The following is a 13,898-nucleotide window of genomic DNA, read 5'->3' on the forward strand; positions in this document are numbered from 1 at the left end:
GTGACCGCGACGCTGCAGTTCCTCGGCGCGGCCGACACCGTCACGGGGTCGAGGTACCTCGTCGACACGGGCGACGCGCGCGTGCTCATCGACTGCGGGCTGTTCCAGGGATACAAGGTGCTGCGCGAGCGGAACCGCGCGCCGTTCCCCGTTCCGCCGGAGTCCATCGACGCGGTGGTGCTGAGCCACGCGCACCTCGACCACTCGGGGTACCTGCCCGCGCTCGTGCGCGACGGGTTCCGCGGGTCCGTGTACGCGACGCCCGGCACCGTCGAACTGTGCGGCATCCTGCTGCCGGACAGCGGGTACCTCCTCGAGGAGGAGGCCCGGCACGCGGCATCCGCCCGCTGGTCCTCGCACCGCGACCCGACCCCGCTGTACACGGCGGCGGATGCCACGCGGTCGCTCGAGTCCCTCGTGCCCGTGGAGTTCGACCGGACCCGGCGCCTCGGCCCCGACCTCGAGTTCACCCTCGTCCCGGCCGGCCACATCCTCGGGGCGTCCGGTGTGCGGCTCTCGGTCGGCGGACGCATCGTGCACTTCTCGGGGGACCTGGGCCGTTCGTCGGATCCGCTCATGCGGCCGCCGCGGCCCCTCGAGCCGGCGTCGGTGCTCGTCACCGAGTCGACGTACGGCGACCGTCGGCACACCTCGGGCGACGTCGAGGACGCGCTCGGCGACGTGGTGCGCCGGGTCGCGAAGCGCGGCGGTGTCGTGCTCATCCCCGCATTCGCCGTCGGACGCACCGAGACGGTGCTGCTGCACCTCTCCCGACTGCGAGACCGGGGCGAGATCCCCGACCTCCCGATCTTCCTGAACAGCCCGATGGCCGTCGAGGCGGCCGGGATCTACGAGCGACACCCCGACGAGCACCGCATCGGGCCCGACGAGCTCGAGCGCATGTACCGGCTGCCGACGAGCGTGCACACCGTCGACGACTCGAAGCTCCTGAACCTGCGCGGTGGGCCGATGATCATCATCTCGGCGAGCGGCATGCTCACCGGAGGACGCATCCTGCACCACCTCGTCGCCTACGGCCCCGACCGCCGCAACGCGATCGTGCTCACCGGCTACCAGGCGGGCGGAACCCGCGGCTCCTCGCTCCTCGGCGGTGCGACGTCGCTGCGCATCTTCGGCCAGGACGTGCCGATCCGCGCCGAGGTCGTCTCGATCGACGGCATGTCGGCGCACGCGGACGCCGAGGAGTTGATGGACTGGTTGCGGGCCGTCGGCGAGCCGCCGGAGGCCGTGTACGTGACCCACGGGGAGGCCGCCGCCGCCGACGCCCTTCGCGCCCGCATCAAGCGCGAGCTGCGCTGGCCGGTGCGCGTGCCCGAGCACCTGGAACGCGTTCCATTGACCGAATCCGAACGACAGGAGATCGCATCATGACCGATCACGTGGTCCTCGCCCTCGACGGTGGAGATGCCAACTCGGTGGCCGAACGCTGGGTGGCCGAACGGTGCCGGAACGCGGCGGTGGACCTCGAGCTCACGACCGTGCTCGAGCAGGTGCCGCTCGCCGCGGGCTATCCCGACACCGAGCGCGATCGGCGGAAGGAGCGGCTCGAGCAGGCGGCCGAGCGGCTGCGCGATCAGCTTCCGGATGCCTCGGTGCGCGTCCTCATGCGCGACGGCGACCTTGTCGACGAACTCCTCGGGGCGGCTCGGCTCGGGAGCATCCTCGTGGTCGGCATGACCACGGTCGACACCGTCGACGAGCTCGCGCACCTTCCGCTCGGGCTGCGACTCGCGGGCCGCACCAAGGGCCTGCTCGTCGTCGTGCCGACGGCGTGGACGGTCGGCGGCAGCGGCGTGGTCGTCGGGTGGGCCGAGGATGCTGCCGGCGAGGCCGCCCTGGCCTTCGCGGCCCGGGAGGCGAGGCACGCGGCCTCCGAGCTCACCGTCGTGCACGCCGGCCGCGGGAGCGCGCCCCGCGACCTCGAACTCGCGGTCCAGCGCCTTCGCGCGAGCCACCCCGACACCGTCGTGAATGTCGTGTCGAACGAGCGGTCGGCGGCGGACGCGATCCTCGAGGCGTCGCAGGGCGCGGCGCTCGTGGTGGTCGGTTCCCACGGACGCGGCGCGCTCGAGGACCTGCTCGTGGGATCGGTGAGCGAGCACGTGCTGTCGCGATCGAACGTTCCCGTCGCCGTCGCCCCCATGCCCGCTGAGCCGATCGAGGTGTCGCCCGGCCTGGAGGACGAGGACCTCCTCTGACGAGGACCCTCGATCGACCGGTCGGCCGGAGCCGCCGTTCCCCGGAGCCGGTCAGTCCCGAGGGCTCACGATCATGAGCGGGGCGGGCAGCGACACCAGCAGCGCGTGACTCACCGAGCCGAGCAGGAATCGTGCGAGGTTCCCGCCGCCGTGGCTGCCCACGACGAGCACCGCGGCACCTTCGGCGGCACGATGCAGCACCTCGGCGGCCGGCCCGGGCTCGAGTCGCCCCGTCGGCCGGGAGTGCAGGCCCCTGGCGAACTCGACGGCGTCCTCCAGCAGGCCCCGGTGCATGTCCTCGAGCGCCTCGATGTCGCCGAGGTACTCGCCGTATGCGGCGTCCCAGCCCGCCGGAATGCTCCACGCGTGCACGACCTCGAGGTCGGCGCCGAGGCGCTTCGCCTCAGCGGCAGCCGCCTCGACCGCGAGCATCGAGGCGGGCGACCCGTCGACGCCGACGACGACGGGGGCTCCCGCCTCGGGCGACGAGCCCATCGGGACGACCGCCACGGTGCCGCCTCCTCGGCGGCCGGCCAGGCGTGAGGCGACCGTCCATCGCGAGCCCGCGTGCCGTTCGGGCACGCCGACGACCACCAGCGTGTCGGGGCCGAGCTCGTCGGCGAGTGCGGTCAGCCCGGAGCCGTGCTCGGTCTCGGTGGTCAGGTTGAGGTCGGGTCGCTCGGCGCGCAGCCGCTCGGCGCGGTCGATGAGGCGGACCCGCTCGTTCGACAGCTCACCCCCCGCCCGCTGGTACTCGCTCGCCGTGGCGCTGCCGCCGATGGCGTGCACGATCTTCAGCGGCGTGCCGACGCCGCGGGCGACGGCCCATTCGAGCGCCGCCTCGGACTCCGGTGTGCCATCCCAACCGACGACGATGCGTGTGAACATGGCCGAATGCTGCCCGCTCACGCGCCGCGCGGGCGGGTCCAAGGTCACATGGGATCGCGCGGCGCCCGCGCGGGACCTTGGGCCCGGCCGAGGCATCCGTCGCATCGTACGGTCGAACCGAACCAGTTGAGCATCGCTCATGAAGGGAGACCACCATGGCTGGATCGCTGAGTCGCTTCGACCCGTTCGCCGAGCTGTCGGCGCTGCAGAAGCAGCTGTTCTCCGAGGGTCTGTTCGGGCTGGGTCGCCGGCAGATGCCGACCACCGACATCTTCACGCAGGACGACTCGAAGCTGACCGTCGAGGCGCACCTGCCGGGGTTCGCCGACGACGCCATCGACATCGACGTCGACCAGGGCGCACTCGTCATCCGGGCGGAGAAGCACGAGAAGGAGGAGGACAAGGGCAAGAAGTACGTCGTCCGCGAGTCCAGCTCGAGCTACTACCGGCGCATCCAGTTGCCCGAGCAGGCCGATGAGGACGCCGTCACGGCGACCTTCGACTCCGGCGTGCTGCGGGTGACGGTGCCGTTCAAGGAGGTGCCGAGCCCGCGGAAGGTCACGATCGACCGTGGCGGCGCGAAGCCCGGCGGCGCGACGTCCGGTGGCGGTGCGGCGCCTGGCGCCGCGTCCGACAGCAGCGGTACCGCCATGTGAGCCGCCGGGCCGGATGGGGAGGGGGATCCCGTCCGGCCCGGCGCCGCGGGACCTTCGGACTTGCCGCCGGATGATCCGCCCGCGAGACTCGAAGCATGAACGATGACGACGTCAACAACCGCCCGCCGACCCGAGCCCTCACGGAAGACGAGTGCTGGCAGCGCATCGCCGAGGCGCCGTTCGGGCGCGTGGCGGCTGCCGCGGCAGGCGAGGTCGACATCTTCCCCGTGAACCACGCGGTCGACTCGCACGGGGCCGACGCGCGCACCATCGTGTTCCGTACGTCGGCGGGCACCAAGCTCCTCGAACTCACGATCCACGAGGGCGTCGCCTTCGAGGTCGACGGCTACACCGACGCCGACGCGTTCAGCGTCGTGGTCAAGGGCACCGCAGAGGAGTTCGACCGCCACGGCGAGGTGGAGGCCGCCGAGAAGCTCGGCATCACGCCCTGGGCGCCCGAGGAGAAGACCCGCTGGGTGCGCATCACCCCCTCCGAGGTGAGCGGTCGCACCTTCCAGAGGCGGCAGGCCGTCTGAGCGTGACGGCGGATGCCACGGGGGCGGCCCCGTGGCATCCGCCCACTCACTCCTGGTCGCGGTGCTCGAGCTGGTAGACGGCGGCCTGGGTGCGACGCTCGAAGCCGAGCTTGCGCAGCAGCCCCGAGACGTAGTTCTTCACGGTCTTCTCGGCGAGGTCGAGCTGTTCGCCGATCTGGCGGTTGGTGAGCCCTTCGGCGATGAGCGCGAGCACCTGCCGCTCGCGGAGGTTGAGCGAGCCGAAGCGCGGGTCGTCGCGATCCTCTGACGCGGCCCTCGTCGCCACCTGCCGGGTGACGGCGGCGTGCAGCAGGCTCCGCCCGGCGGCTGCGGCGCGCACGTGCTCGACGAGTTTGGAGCCGTTGATGTTCTTCAGCACGTAGCCCGACGCGCCCGCGAGCACCGCGCTCATGGCGGCCTCGTCGTCGTCGTAGGCGGTGAGGATCAGGCAGCGGATCTCGGGATGCCGCGACCGGATGTCGCGGCAGAGCGCGATGCCGTCGCCATCGGGCAGTCGCATGTCGAGCAGGGCGACATCCGGCAGGGTGGCGTCGATGCGCGACAGGGCGTGGGCGACGTCGCCCGCCTCGCCGACCACCTCGAGGTCGTCCTCGCGCCGCAGGAGCTCGGCCACCCCACGTCGCACGATCTCGTGGTCGTCCACCAGGAACACGCGGGTCATGCGTGCGCTCCTGCTCCGGGGTCTGCGGGCACCGTCCAGCGCACGGTGGTGCGACCCGGCTCGGAATCGATGTGCAGGCGGCCGCCGCGTCGCTCGGCCCGCACCTGCAGGTTGGCGAGCCCGCTGCGACGGCCGGACTCGGGGATGCCCGTGCCGTCGTCGTCGACGGCGACGCGCACGGCGCTCTCGTTCGCGACGAGCGAGAGGCGCACGTTGGTCGCCGAGGCGTGCCTGACCGCGTTGGTGAGCAGTTCACGAGCGACGGATGCGACGTCCTCCGCGATCTCGCCCGTGACGACGAGGTCGACGGGTCCGCTGAAGCTCACCGCGATCGGCTGCGGCAGCGGCACCGAGCATTCGGTCGCGATGTCGAGGAGGCGCCGGCGGAGCGAGCTGTCGGCCTGGGGGCGCGGCGACATCGCGAAGATGATCATGCGGATCTGCGCGATGCTGTCGTCGAGCGTCGACACCGCAGCCTCGAGGCGTCGGGCGAGTTCCGCGTTGCCGGCGCCGGCGGCCAGCGCCTGCAGTTCGAGTCCGGTGCCGAAGAGCTGTTGGATGACCCGATCGTGCAGGTCGCGGGCGATGCGCGAGCGGTCGTCGGCGAGCAGGGCCCGCTGCTGGTCCTCCCGAGCCTGCGCGAGCTCGATCGCGAGTCCGACCCGGCTGGCGAGGTCATCGGCGATGTCCAGCTCGGCGGGCGTGAAGTGACCCTTGCCCGGAGTGCGGCTTGCCGCGACGACGCCCCAGACCGACGACGCGTTCTTGAGGGGCGCGAACATGGTCGGCCCGATGCCGATGCCGTCGTCGGTCATGATGGCGAGTGCATCGCCCGTGTCGCCCGCGCGTCCGCCCGAACGGGCACGGGATTCGCCGCTCTCGAAGACCACCGCGGCGGCGGTGCGCATCGCCGGGATCACCGTGCCGCCGAGCCGCTCGGCGCCGATGCCGCGGGCCTCCGCCACCCGAACCGTGAGCGGGTCGGGTCCCGGCACGACGATGCAGATGCGGTCGGCGGTCGTGCGCGCGATGAGCTCGTCGGCGAGCATCGGCAGGGCCGACGCGCTCGCCGTGCCGAGGAGCGCCGACGCGATCTGCGCCGACGACGCCGTCCAGGACTGCCGCATGCGCGTCTCGTCGAAGAGTCGTGCGTTGGCGATGGCGAAGCCCGCGGTCGCGGCGAGGGCCGTGATCATGTCCTCGTCCTGCTTGGTGAACTCCCCTGCGCGGGGATTGGAGAGGTAGAGGTTCCCGAAGACCTCGTCCCGAACCCGGATCGGCACGCCGAGGAATGCGTCCATCGCCGGATGCCCCTTGGGGAAGCCGGCGGATCGAGGGTCGTCGGAGATGTGCCGCAGCCTGATGGGACGCGGGTCGTCGATGAGCGCGCCGAGCACGCCGTGGCCTTCGGGGAGGTGTCCGATGCGCTCGACCTCCTCGGGGGGCATCCCGACATGGATGAACTCCTCGAGCCCGCCCTCGGGTGCGACCACGCCCAGTGCGCCGTACTGTGCGTCGACGAGCTCGAGGCCGGCCCGCACGATGCGCTCGAGCACGATCGGGAGCTCGATGGGTTCGACGACCGCCTGGGTGGCGTGCAGCAGGGCGCGCAGCCGACCCTGCGTGGCGATGACGTCGTCGGCGCGCTCGACGAGGTCGAGCAGCGCTCGGTCGAGTTCCGAGGCCGACTCTTCGGGCGGCAACGGGTGCGACTCCGGCACGGCACCCCCTCCGTATCGCGCTTCGTCGGCAGAGTATCACCGGTGTCCGGCGGAGACGAGATGCCGTGCGGCCGTACTCGGGGGACCAATGGCCCGAACCGCCCACGGCGCTCGGGTGATGCTGGGACGAAGCGATCGGAATCCACGCGGCGGCACCCCAGCCGCATCCGCATCGCAGGGGAGACGGTGCAGCCATGGAAAGGTCGATCCTCGTCGGCATCGACGGCTCGATCGCGAGCCGAGCGGCGGTCGCGTGGGCGGTCGCACGGGCCGCGGGCATCGGCGCGGAGGTCGTGTTGCTGACCGTCGTCGACGATGAGTGGGGGACGATCAGCGATCGAGACCTCACGGAGCTTCGTGCCACGGCCGAGCAGATGGCGGCGCGCGAGTTGGACTACGCGCGCGAGCAGGCCGGCGACGTCGCGGTGAGCGCCCGCATCGAGGTGGGATCGCCCATGCTGGTGCTCGCGTCCGAGGCATCCGCTCACGAGTCGGTGGCGATCGGCACCCACAAGGTGGGTTCGTTCCACGGTCACGCGCTGGGCTCCCGGGGCCTGCAACTGGCCGCCATGGCCCCCGTGCCGACCACGATCGTGCCGATCTCGGCGTCCACCGGCCGCAGTGGCGTCGCGGTCGGCGTCGGCGACGAGCCCGGATGGATCGACCCGGTGCGCTTCGCCGCGCACGAGGCCGTGCGCCTGGGGGAGCGGCTCATCCTCATCCGTTCGGGAGGTCCCGACGCCACCGACGATGAGCGCGCTCTGGGTCTCGTGCGGGAGCTTCCCGAGACGAGCGAGCTCGCGGCCGGCATCGTCGTGCGCCGGTCGACGTCCTCGCCGGGCGAGGCGCTCGCCGCGGTGTCGCGTCGCGCGGTGCTGACGGTCAGCGGTCGGCCGACCGCTGCGGGCTCGCAGGGGTTCCGTCCGCTGGGCCGTACGAACAACGACCTCCTGATGAACGCCGGCGGGCCGGTGATGATCATCCCGTTCCTCGTCGGCGCGCCGGTCACGAGCTGAGGCCCGCCCCCGAACAGGTGACGGGTGCCCGCTTCGACCGGTATGGTGCAGGACCATGGGGGCAACCGAGACCGAGGTCATCGTCGACAAGCCGAAGCAGTTCGCCATGGAGGGGGCGCCCGGGAAGGTGCTCGCCTGGGGTGTGGTGCTCGGCGTCCTCGGGGCGCTGCTCGTGGTGCTGGTGCCGTGGCTCCTCGACCTGCTCGGACTCGGATCCGACCAGCAGGGCCAGGAGTTGCGGGTCGGGCTCGAGCTCGCGCTCCGCGTGATCCGGGAGCTCATCGTGCCGCTCGGCACGGCGCTCATCGCCGCGGCCATCGTGATGGCATTCATCCAGGCGCGGCACCCGCGTCGGGAGTCGGTGCGGCACAACTGGAAGTGAACGGCGCCGGGCGCGTGCCGCCCCAGCTGTCAGGTGGGTCGGGCACACTGGAGCGGTGATCGCCGAGCATGCCCTGACCTGGAGCCCGAGGCATCCGACCGACCTGCACCAGACGATCACGACACTGCGGCGCGGGCCCGGCGATCCGACGTTCCGGCTCGACGGCGGGAGAGCCGTGTGGCGCACGACGCGCACGTCCGACGGGCCCGCGACGCTGCGGTACACGCAACCGGCGGTCGACGAGTTGCGCTGCGAGGGCTGGGGTCCCGGCGCCGCGGCCGCGGTGGCATCCGCACCCGAACTCCTCGGCGATCGCGACGATCCGTCGGAGTTCGACCCGCGCATCCGGCTGCTCGACGACGCGCACCGGCGCAATCCCGGACTGCGCATCCCGCGCACGGGTCGGGTGTTCGAGGCACTCGTGCCCGCGATCCTCGAGCAGAAGGTCATCACGCTGCAGGCGCACGACTCGTGGCGGAAGCTCGTGTGGCGGTTCGGCGAGCCCGCCCCGGGCCCGACGCCGCGACCGATGATGATCGCCCCGGCGCCCGATCGCTGGGCGTCCATCCCCGTGTGGGAGTGGCACACCGCGGGCGTCGACCCGCGGCGCGCCCGCACGATCGCGAACGCCGCGCGGTACGCGGCTCGCCTCGACGAGCCGGCCGGCATGGGCCCGGCGGATGCCGCGGCTCGCCTCACCCTGCTGCCCGGCATCGGCGCCTGGACCGCCGCGGAGGTGGCGCAGCGGGCCCTCGGCGACGCGGATGCCCTGTCGGTCGGCGACTACCACCTCTCGAACTACGTGGGTCATGCCCTGTGGGGACGCGACATGACCGACGCCGAGATGGTGGCGGCCATGACGCCGTGGTCAGGGCACCGGTACCGCGTCGTGCGGCTCCTCGAGGCGGCGGGCGTGCGGGGGCGACCGCGCCGCGGGCCGAGGATGCCGTTCGTGGATCACCGCGCGATCTGAGCGGCAGTCTGCGCTGCGCTCAGGTCGCGCCGCTCAGGCCCTGCGCCGACGTGAAGACGTTGCCGGGGTCCCACTCGGCCTTGACCGTGCGGAGCCGTTCGAGGTTCTCGGCGAAGTACTGCTCGGGCCAGTCCTCGATGGCCCGGTTGGGGAAGTTCTGGTAACTCTCTCTGGGCGTGTGCGGGTCGAGCACTTCGATCGCGGCGTCCGTCCACGCCTCGAGATCGGCGACGAGGGCGGCATCCGTGAGATTCGCCCACACGGGCGTCGGACGGAGCAGTTCAGTCATGCCGCGGTGCACGTAGGCGGTTTCAGAACGGCCGACCGAGTCCATCACGGCACCGCCGACCCAGCCGATCATCCAGAACTGCACATTGGTGCTCTCGGTGCGGCTGGGGGCATCCGCCGTCAACTCGACGATGCGCTGCAACGCCGGCTCGGGCAGCGGGGAGTCGGCATACCGGGAGATGTCACCCCAGGAATGGCTCTCTGACGCCGGGTTCGTGAACCGTGGTGCAACCGCCCAGAACGGTTCCACCTGGATGTCGGTGCGAGCAGGTGGGGGCGTGGCCGCGAGAAGCGGTGCGACGATGGCGCGGAAATCGTCCTCTGAGCCGAGGAACTGACCGCGCACGAAGACGTCCATCGCCGCTGCCGGACCGTCGTCGCCGACCGGGGTCGCCTGGATACCCGCGGACGCGACGAACTCGGGTGGGGCGCTCTGGTGGATGCCGTCCAGTGCCACGAGCATGGCGAGCGCGGCATCCGCACCGGTCCAGGCGAAGCGGTAGTAGACGATGTCGTCACGCGGAACCGGGGCGGGGTCGAACTCGAACTCGGTGCACACGCCGTACGTGCCGCCGGTGCCCCCGCGGAGCGCCCAGAAGAGGTCGGGCTGCCCGGCGGCGTCGGCGACGACCACGTCGCCGTTCGCCGCGACCATGCGCGCGGCGCGCAGGTGATCGCTCGTGAGCCCGGCCCAGCGCGAGTGGTAGCCGATGCCGCCGCCGAGCACGAGGCCCCCGACCCCGACGCTGAGGCATGTTCCGCCGGGGAGGAGCCATGGGCCGCCGCGCGTCGCGTCGAGCACGTCGGCGTTCGTGGCCCCGCCGCCGACCGTGATCCGGCCGTCCGGGCCGACCCGTACGGACCTCAATCGCGACAGGTCGATGACGAGCCCAGTCGTCGTCGACAGCCCGGCATAGCTGTGGCCGCCGCCGCGCACCGTGATCGGCAGACCGTGTTCCGTGCACCAGTCGAGGCACGTCGCGACGTCGTCGTCGCCGGCCACGCGCACCACGACCTGCGGCACTGCATCGGCGTACCGGGCATTCCGGGGCATCCACGCGTTCGTGAAGCCACTGTCGCCGGGAACCAGCACCGTGCCGTCGATCCGCCGCCGCAGCGCCTCGATCGCCGCGGACTCGAGTCGCAGCCAATCGCCACGGGGCGTGCACGCCGCGAGTCCGACGCCGGCCGCAGCGAGCGTCCCGGCGAGGAGGAAGGTGCGGCGGTCGATCCTCGACACGAAGCCGACGCTATCCACCGAGGACCGGTGCCGCCAGACCGCGACCGGGGGTCAGGTCAGGGTGCGGGGTTCACCCATCGGTCTTGCGGACATCCGCGTTCACCGCATCAAGATGGACTCGGCGGACACCGGCAACGATCGATCGGAGCGCGATGCATTACGGTCACCGACTGCAGTTCGGCACGTTCATCACCCCCCGCAACGACCCGCCGCATGCGGCGGTTCGCCTCGCCGAACTAAGCGAGGCATCCGGTTACGACCTCGTCACCTTCCAGGACCACCCGTACCAGCCGAGGTTCCACGACACGCAGACGCTCCTCACGTGGGTCGCGGCTCGCACCGAGCGCATCCATCTCTCGGCGAACGTGACCAATGTGCCGCTGCGCCCGCCCGCCGTGCTCGCTCGCGGGGCGGCAAGCCTCGACCTGCTCTCGGGCGGGCGCTTCGAACTGGCGCTCGGCGCCGGGGGGTTCTGGGATGCGATCGAGGCCATGGGCGGTCGCCGGCTCACGCCCGGCCAGGCGGTGGACGCGCTGTCGGAGGCGATCGACGTCATCCGGGGCGTCTGGGATGCGGGCGAGCGCTCGCGCTTCGAGGTTGCCGGCCAGTACTACCGGGTGAGCGGCGCGAAGCGAGGGCCCGCGCCCGCGCACGACATCTCCATCTGGATCGGTGCGCTGAAACCTCGGATGCTTCGGCTGGTGGGGCGGAAGGGCGATGGCTGGTTGCCGTCGCTCGCGCGCCTGCAACCGGGCGAGCTCGCCGCCGGAAATGCGACGATCGACGAGGCGGCGCTCGCTGCCGGACGCGACCCGGGCGAGATCCGGCGCATCGTGAACATCGACGGGCGGTTCTCGGCGGTGGGTGGTGGCGGCTTCCTCCGCGGTCCTGCCACGCAATGGGTCGAGGAGCTGCTGCCATACGTGGTCGACGACGGTGTCGGAACGTTCATTCTCGCGAGCGACGATGCCGACGACATTCAGCGGTTCGGCGAAGAGGTCGCGCCCGCGTTGCGGGCCGCGGTCGCTCGCGAGTCGGGGCCGGCGTAGGGGAGGAGCCGGCGCGGGCGAGTTCGATGACGACGACGCTCGTGGAACGGCTGGCCGTAGTTGCCGTCGCATCCGGCGAGCGACGGTTTCGTTTCCAGGACCGGTGCCGAAGTGCCGAAGTGCCGAAGTGCCGGAGTGCCGGAGTGCCGGGGTGCCGGGGTGCCGAAGTGCCGAAGTGCCGAAGTGCCGAAGTGCCGAAGTGCCGAAGCACCGGAGTACCGAAGTGCCGAAGTGCCGGGGTGCCGGGGTGCCGGGGTGCCGGGGTGCCGGGGTGCCGGAGTGCCGAAGTGGCTGGTAGGCGGAGAAGGGTAACGGTCGCCAGAGCTCAGCCGAGCAGCGCGTCCAGACTCGGGTGCAGGTGCCGCGTCGTCAGTACGGAGGCCGCGTTCCGCGCTCCTGCCAACAGCGCCTCGGGCAGCGGCGAGCCCGAGAGGGTCGCGTCGAGCACGCCCGCCATGAACGCGTCGCCCGCACCGTTGGTGTCGAGCACCTCGACCGGGGCCGCCGCCACGGCGTGACGGGTCATCCGTTCGTCGAGTGCGATCGCGCCCTCGGCGCCGAGCGTGCACACCACGAGCCTCGCCCCGCCCTCGATGCATCGCTCCATGAAGGGCAGCGGGTCGCCGCCGATGCGGTCGGCGTTCATGAAGATCACGTCGGCGGCCTCGATGAACGGGCGGTGGAACTCGGACTCGCCGTCGTAGTCGTGGATGTCGGTCCAGATGGGGCGGCCGGTCGCGCGCGCCGACGGGATGAGGTCGAGCGACAGCGGGGCCAGGTCGAGCACGATGGCCGAGGCATCCGTCATGGCCGCGGCGGCGGCAGGAGCGGGACCCGCACCGTGGTCGACGGGGGTGGCGAGGAACAACGAGACGCGCGCGCCCTCGCGGGTCATCAGGTTGAGGTGCCGCTCGGTGGTGCGGCCGTCGCCCGCGAGCAGCTCGACGCCGACCGACGTGAGCAGGCGGCGGACACGATCGCCCTCGACATCGCCGCCGAGCAGCGCATGCAGCGTGACGCGTCGCCCGAGCGCGGTGAGCCCGAGCGCCTTGCCTGCCGAGGTGCCGCCCATCGTCTCCCATTCGCCGAGCGCGAACTGCATGTGGGGCACCGGTTCGGGCAGCCGGTCGAGCTCGACGATGTGGTTCCAGGAGGCGGGTCCGGCGATGAAGACGTGGTCGGTCACCCGTACATTCTGTCGGCGCCGAAGCGGTCGCGCGCCACCCGCCTCCGCCGGCCTACTCCAGCCACTCCGTGATGAACGTGGGATTCGCGTGGATGTTCGTGGACACGAAGGGCTCGGGCCCCACCACCTCGAACTTGTGCGGCGTGAACGCCGGCACCACGAGCACCCGGCCGCCGGATGCCTCGAGCCGCTCGTCGCCGACGGTGAACACCGCGCGCCCGCTCCGCACCACGAACGTCTCGGTGTACGGGTGCCGGTGGAGCCGCGGCCCTGCGCCCGCTCGCGACTGGTACACGAGGATGACCGAGACCTCGGAGCCGATCGTCTCGCCCTCGATGGACTCGTTCCAGCCCGCGTCGTCGGTCGCGGCATCCGCCCGCTCGTGCATGAGCACCATCGCGTTCCTCCCTTGATCGCATCGGATGCGCGACACGATACGCCGATGCCGGCCGCCGCCGTAGTGTCGAGCCATGGGCATCGGCGGACGACGGATCGTGGCGTGGCTCATCGACTGGGCCTGCATCATCGGCTGGGCGGCACTGACGGCGGTCATCGCGGTTCCGCTGTACCTCGCCGGGCTGCTCGCCTCCACGGGCCTCGTCACCTCGAACGTGATCGCCGCCCTGGTGGTCGTCGTTCCGACGGTCGTCGCCGCCGCCTGGTTCGAGTCGCGACCGCGTGCGGCGACGCCGGGCAAGCGGGTGCTCGGCCTCGAGGTGCGCACGGATGCCGGGCGCCCGGCCTTCCCGGTCGCGCTGCTGCGCAACTCGCTGAAGATCGGAGTGCCGTGGCTCATCGGCCACGCCGCCGTCTTCGCGATCACGACGAGCACGACCGGCACCGGCACGGGCTCCGTTCCGCCCGCGGTCTGGGTGCTCACGGCCGCCGCCTACGTCATTCCGATCGTATGGATCGTCTCGCTGTTCGTCGCCGGCGGGCGGACCCCGTACGACCGCATGAGCGGCACGACAGTGGTGCGCAGCGCCGGAACCGGGGCGGCGGGCGCGGCCGGACCCGCAGGCGCAACCACCCGTGCCTCGTGATGGGATGACAGGGTGGTCG

General features: G+C 71.9%; 15 protein-coding genes. 9 read left to right on the top strand and 6 right to left on the bottom strand.

Translation table 11 applies throughout. From position 1 onward, the window contains the following. Both ACVFI9_RS00240 and ACVFI9_RS00245 read left to right on the top strand, forming a co-directional pair. Complete coding sequence (locus ACVFI9_RS00240) at window positions 1–1,392, top strand: MBL fold metallo-hydrolase RNA specificity domain-containing protein (RefSeq protein WP_474764039.1); 1,392 nt, start codon at window positions 1–3, stop codon at window positions 1,390–1,392. Beyond that, on the top strand, window positions 1,389–2,219 hold the full coding sequence (locus ACVFI9_RS00245) for a universal stress protein (RefSeq protein ID WP_474764040.1): 831 nt from the start codon (window positions 1,389–1,391) through the stop codon (window positions 2,217–2,219). The genes ACVFI9_RS00240 and ACVFI9_RS00245 overlap by 4 nt, the downstream gene beginning before the upstream one ends. A gap of 51 nt (window positions 2,220–2,270) precedes the next feature. Here ACVFI9_RS00245 and ACVFI9_RS00250 read toward each other — a convergent pair whose 3' ends face one another. Then, window positions 2,271–3,107: a universal stress protein gene (locus tag ACVFI9_RS00250; protein WP_474764041.1), complete on the bottom strand. Its 837-nt coding sequence runs from the start codon at window positions 3,105–3,107 to the stop codon at window positions 2,271–2,273. 155 nt (window positions 3,108–3,262) lie between these two features. On the opposite strand from ACVFI9_RS00250, the gene ACVFI9_RS00255 reads away from it, so the two are divergent. Together ACVFI9_RS00255 and ACVFI9_RS00260 are read left to right on the top strand one after the other, a co-directional pair. Continuing rightward, window positions 3,263–3,763: an Hsp20/alpha crystallin family protein gene (locus ACVFI9_RS00255; protein WP_474764042.1), complete on the top strand. Its 501-nt coding sequence runs from the start codon at window positions 3,263–3,265 to the stop codon at window positions 3,761–3,763. A 95-nt stretch (window positions 3,764–3,858) separates the two neighbouring features. After that, a complete protein-coding gene (locus tag ACVFI9_RS00260; protein WP_474764043.1) occupies window positions 3,859–4,299 on the top strand; it encodes a pyridoxamine 5'-phosphate oxidase family protein in 441 nt (146 codons plus the stop codon). Window positions 4,300–4,345: 46 nt separating this feature from the next. On the opposite strand, the gene ACVFI9_RS00265 is transcribed toward ACVFI9_RS00260, so the two are convergent. Continuing rightward, on the bottom strand, window positions 4,346–4,981 hold the full coding sequence (locus ACVFI9_RS00265; protein ID WP_474764044.1) for a response regulator: 636 nt from the start codon (window positions 4,979–4,981) through the stop codon (window positions 4,346–4,348). Further along, window positions 4,978–6,702, bottom strand: a complete 1,725-nt coding sequence (locus ACVFI9_RS00270) for a sensor histidine kinase (RefSeq protein ID WP_474764045.1) — start codon at window positions 6,700–6,702, stop codon at window positions 4,978–4,980. The genes ACVFI9_RS00265 and ACVFI9_RS00270 overlap by 4 nt, the downstream gene beginning before the upstream one ends. Window positions 6,703–6,896: 194 nt before the next feature. Between ACVFI9_RS00270 and ACVFI9_RS00275 the strand changes: the two genes are divergently transcribed. From ACVFI9_RS00275 to ACVFI9_RS00285, 3 genes are read left to right on the top strand one after another with little or no spacing between them, the layout of a single operon-like run. After that, window positions 6,897–7,718: a universal stress protein gene (locus ACVFI9_RS00275; RefSeq protein ID WP_474764046.1), complete on the top strand. Its 822-nt coding sequence runs from the start codon at window positions 6,897–6,899 to the stop codon at window positions 7,716–7,718. Window positions 7,719–7,773: 55 nt separating this feature from the next. Next, window positions 7,774–8,100 (top strand): hypothetical protein, encoded by a 327-nt coding sequence (locus ACVFI9_RS00280; RefSeq protein ID WP_474764047.1) that lies wholly within the window; start codon window positions 7,774–7,776, stop codon window positions 8,098–8,100. Between the two features lie 55 nt (window positions 8,101–8,155). Next, window positions 8,156–9,073 (top strand): DNA-3-methyladenine glycosylase family protein, encoded by a 918-nt coding sequence (locus ACVFI9_RS00285; RefSeq protein ID WP_474764048.1) that lies wholly within the window; start codon window positions 8,156–8,158, stop codon window positions 9,071–9,073. Window positions 9,074–9,092: 19 nt separating this feature from the next. On the opposite strand, the gene ACVFI9_RS00290 is transcribed toward ACVFI9_RS00285, so the two are convergent. After that, on the bottom strand, window positions 9,093–10,601 hold the full coding sequence (locus ACVFI9_RS00290) for an FAD-binding oxidoreductase (RefSeq protein WP_474764049.1): 1,509 nt from the start codon (window positions 10,599–10,601) through the stop codon (window positions 9,093–9,095). A 152-nt stretch (window positions 10,602–10,753) separates the two neighbouring features. On the opposite strand from ACVFI9_RS00290, the gene ACVFI9_RS00295 reads away from it, so the two are divergent. Beyond that, the gene (locus tag ACVFI9_RS00295) at window positions 10,754–11,650 is read left to right on the top strand and encodes an LLM class flavin-dependent oxidoreductase (RefSeq protein WP_474764050.1); all 897 of its coding nucleotides are present in this window, start codon (window positions 10,754–10,756) and stop codon (window positions 11,648–11,650) included. 325 nt (window positions 11,651–11,975) lie between these two features. Here ACVFI9_RS00295 and ACVFI9_RS00300 read toward each other — a convergent pair whose 3' ends face one another. Together ACVFI9_RS00300 and ACVFI9_RS00305 are read right to left on the bottom strand one after the other, a co-directional pair. Beyond that, a complete protein-coding gene (locus ACVFI9_RS00300; RefSeq protein WP_474764051.1) occupies window positions 11,976–12,836 on the bottom strand; it encodes a carbohydrate kinase family protein in 861 nt (286 codons plus the stop codon). 52 nt (window positions 12,837–12,888) lie between these two features. Next, entirely contained in the window at window positions 12,889–13,233 is a 345-nt protein-coding gene (locus tag ACVFI9_RS00305; RefSeq protein ID WP_474764052.1) for a cupin domain-containing protein, read from the bottom strand. Window positions 13,234–13,306: 73 nt separating this feature from the next. On the opposite strand from ACVFI9_RS00305, the gene ACVFI9_RS00310 reads away from it, so the two are divergent. Next, the gene (locus ACVFI9_RS00310; protein ID WP_474764053.1) at window positions 13,307–13,879 is read left to right on the top strand and encodes an RDD family protein; all 573 of its coding nucleotides are present in this window, start codon (window positions 13,307–13,309) and stop codon (window positions 13,877–13,879) included. Window positions 13,880–13,898: the final 19 nt, after the last annotated feature.

The sequence above is a fragment of the Agromyces sp. NSFZ genome (genome assembly GCF_056156205.1).

Excerpts from the sequence above, each read along its gene's own strand:
- ACVFI9_RS00255 (WP_474764042.1), top strand. The coding sequence starts at position 3,263 with ATGGCTGGATCGCTGAGTCGCTTCGACCCGTTCGCCGAGCTGTCGGCG.
- ACVFI9_RS00245 (WP_474764040.1), top strand. The coding sequence starts at position 1,389 with ATGACCGATCACGTGGTCCTCGCCCTCGACGGTGGAGATGCCAACTCG.
- ACVFI9_RS00280 (WP_474764047.1), top strand. The coding sequence starts at position 7,774 with ATGGGGGCAACCGAGACCGAGGTCATCGTCGACAAGCCGAAGCAGTTC.
- ACVFI9_RS00260 (WP_474764043.1), top strand. The coding sequence starts at position 3,859 with ATGAACGATGACGACGTCAACAACCGCCCGCCGACCCGAGCCCTCACG.
- ACVFI9_RS00295 (WP_474764050.1), top strand. The coding sequence starts at position 10,754 with ATGCATTACGGTCACCGACTGCAGTTCGGCACGTTCATCACCCCCCGC.
- ACVFI9_RS00305 (WP_474764052.1), bottom strand. The coding sequence starts at position 13,233 with ATGGTGCTCATGCACGAGCGGGCGGATGCCGCGACCGACGACGCGGGC.
- ACVFI9_RS00275 (WP_474764046.1), top strand. The coding sequence starts at position 6,897 with ATGGAAAGGTCGATCCTCGTCGGCATCGACGGCTCGATCGCGAGCCGA.
- ACVFI9_RS00310 (WP_474764053.1), top strand. The coding sequence starts at position 13,307 with ATGGGCATCGGCGGACGACGGATCGTGGCGTGGCTCATCGACTGGGCC.
- ACVFI9_RS00265 (WP_474764044.1), bottom strand. The coding sequence starts at position 4,981 with ATGACCCGCGTGTTCCTGGTGGACGACCACGAGATCGTGCGACGTGGG.
- ACVFI9_RS00250 (WP_474764041.1), bottom strand. The coding sequence starts at position 3,107 with ATGTTCACACGCATCGTCGTCGGTTGGGATGGCACACCGGAGTCCGAG.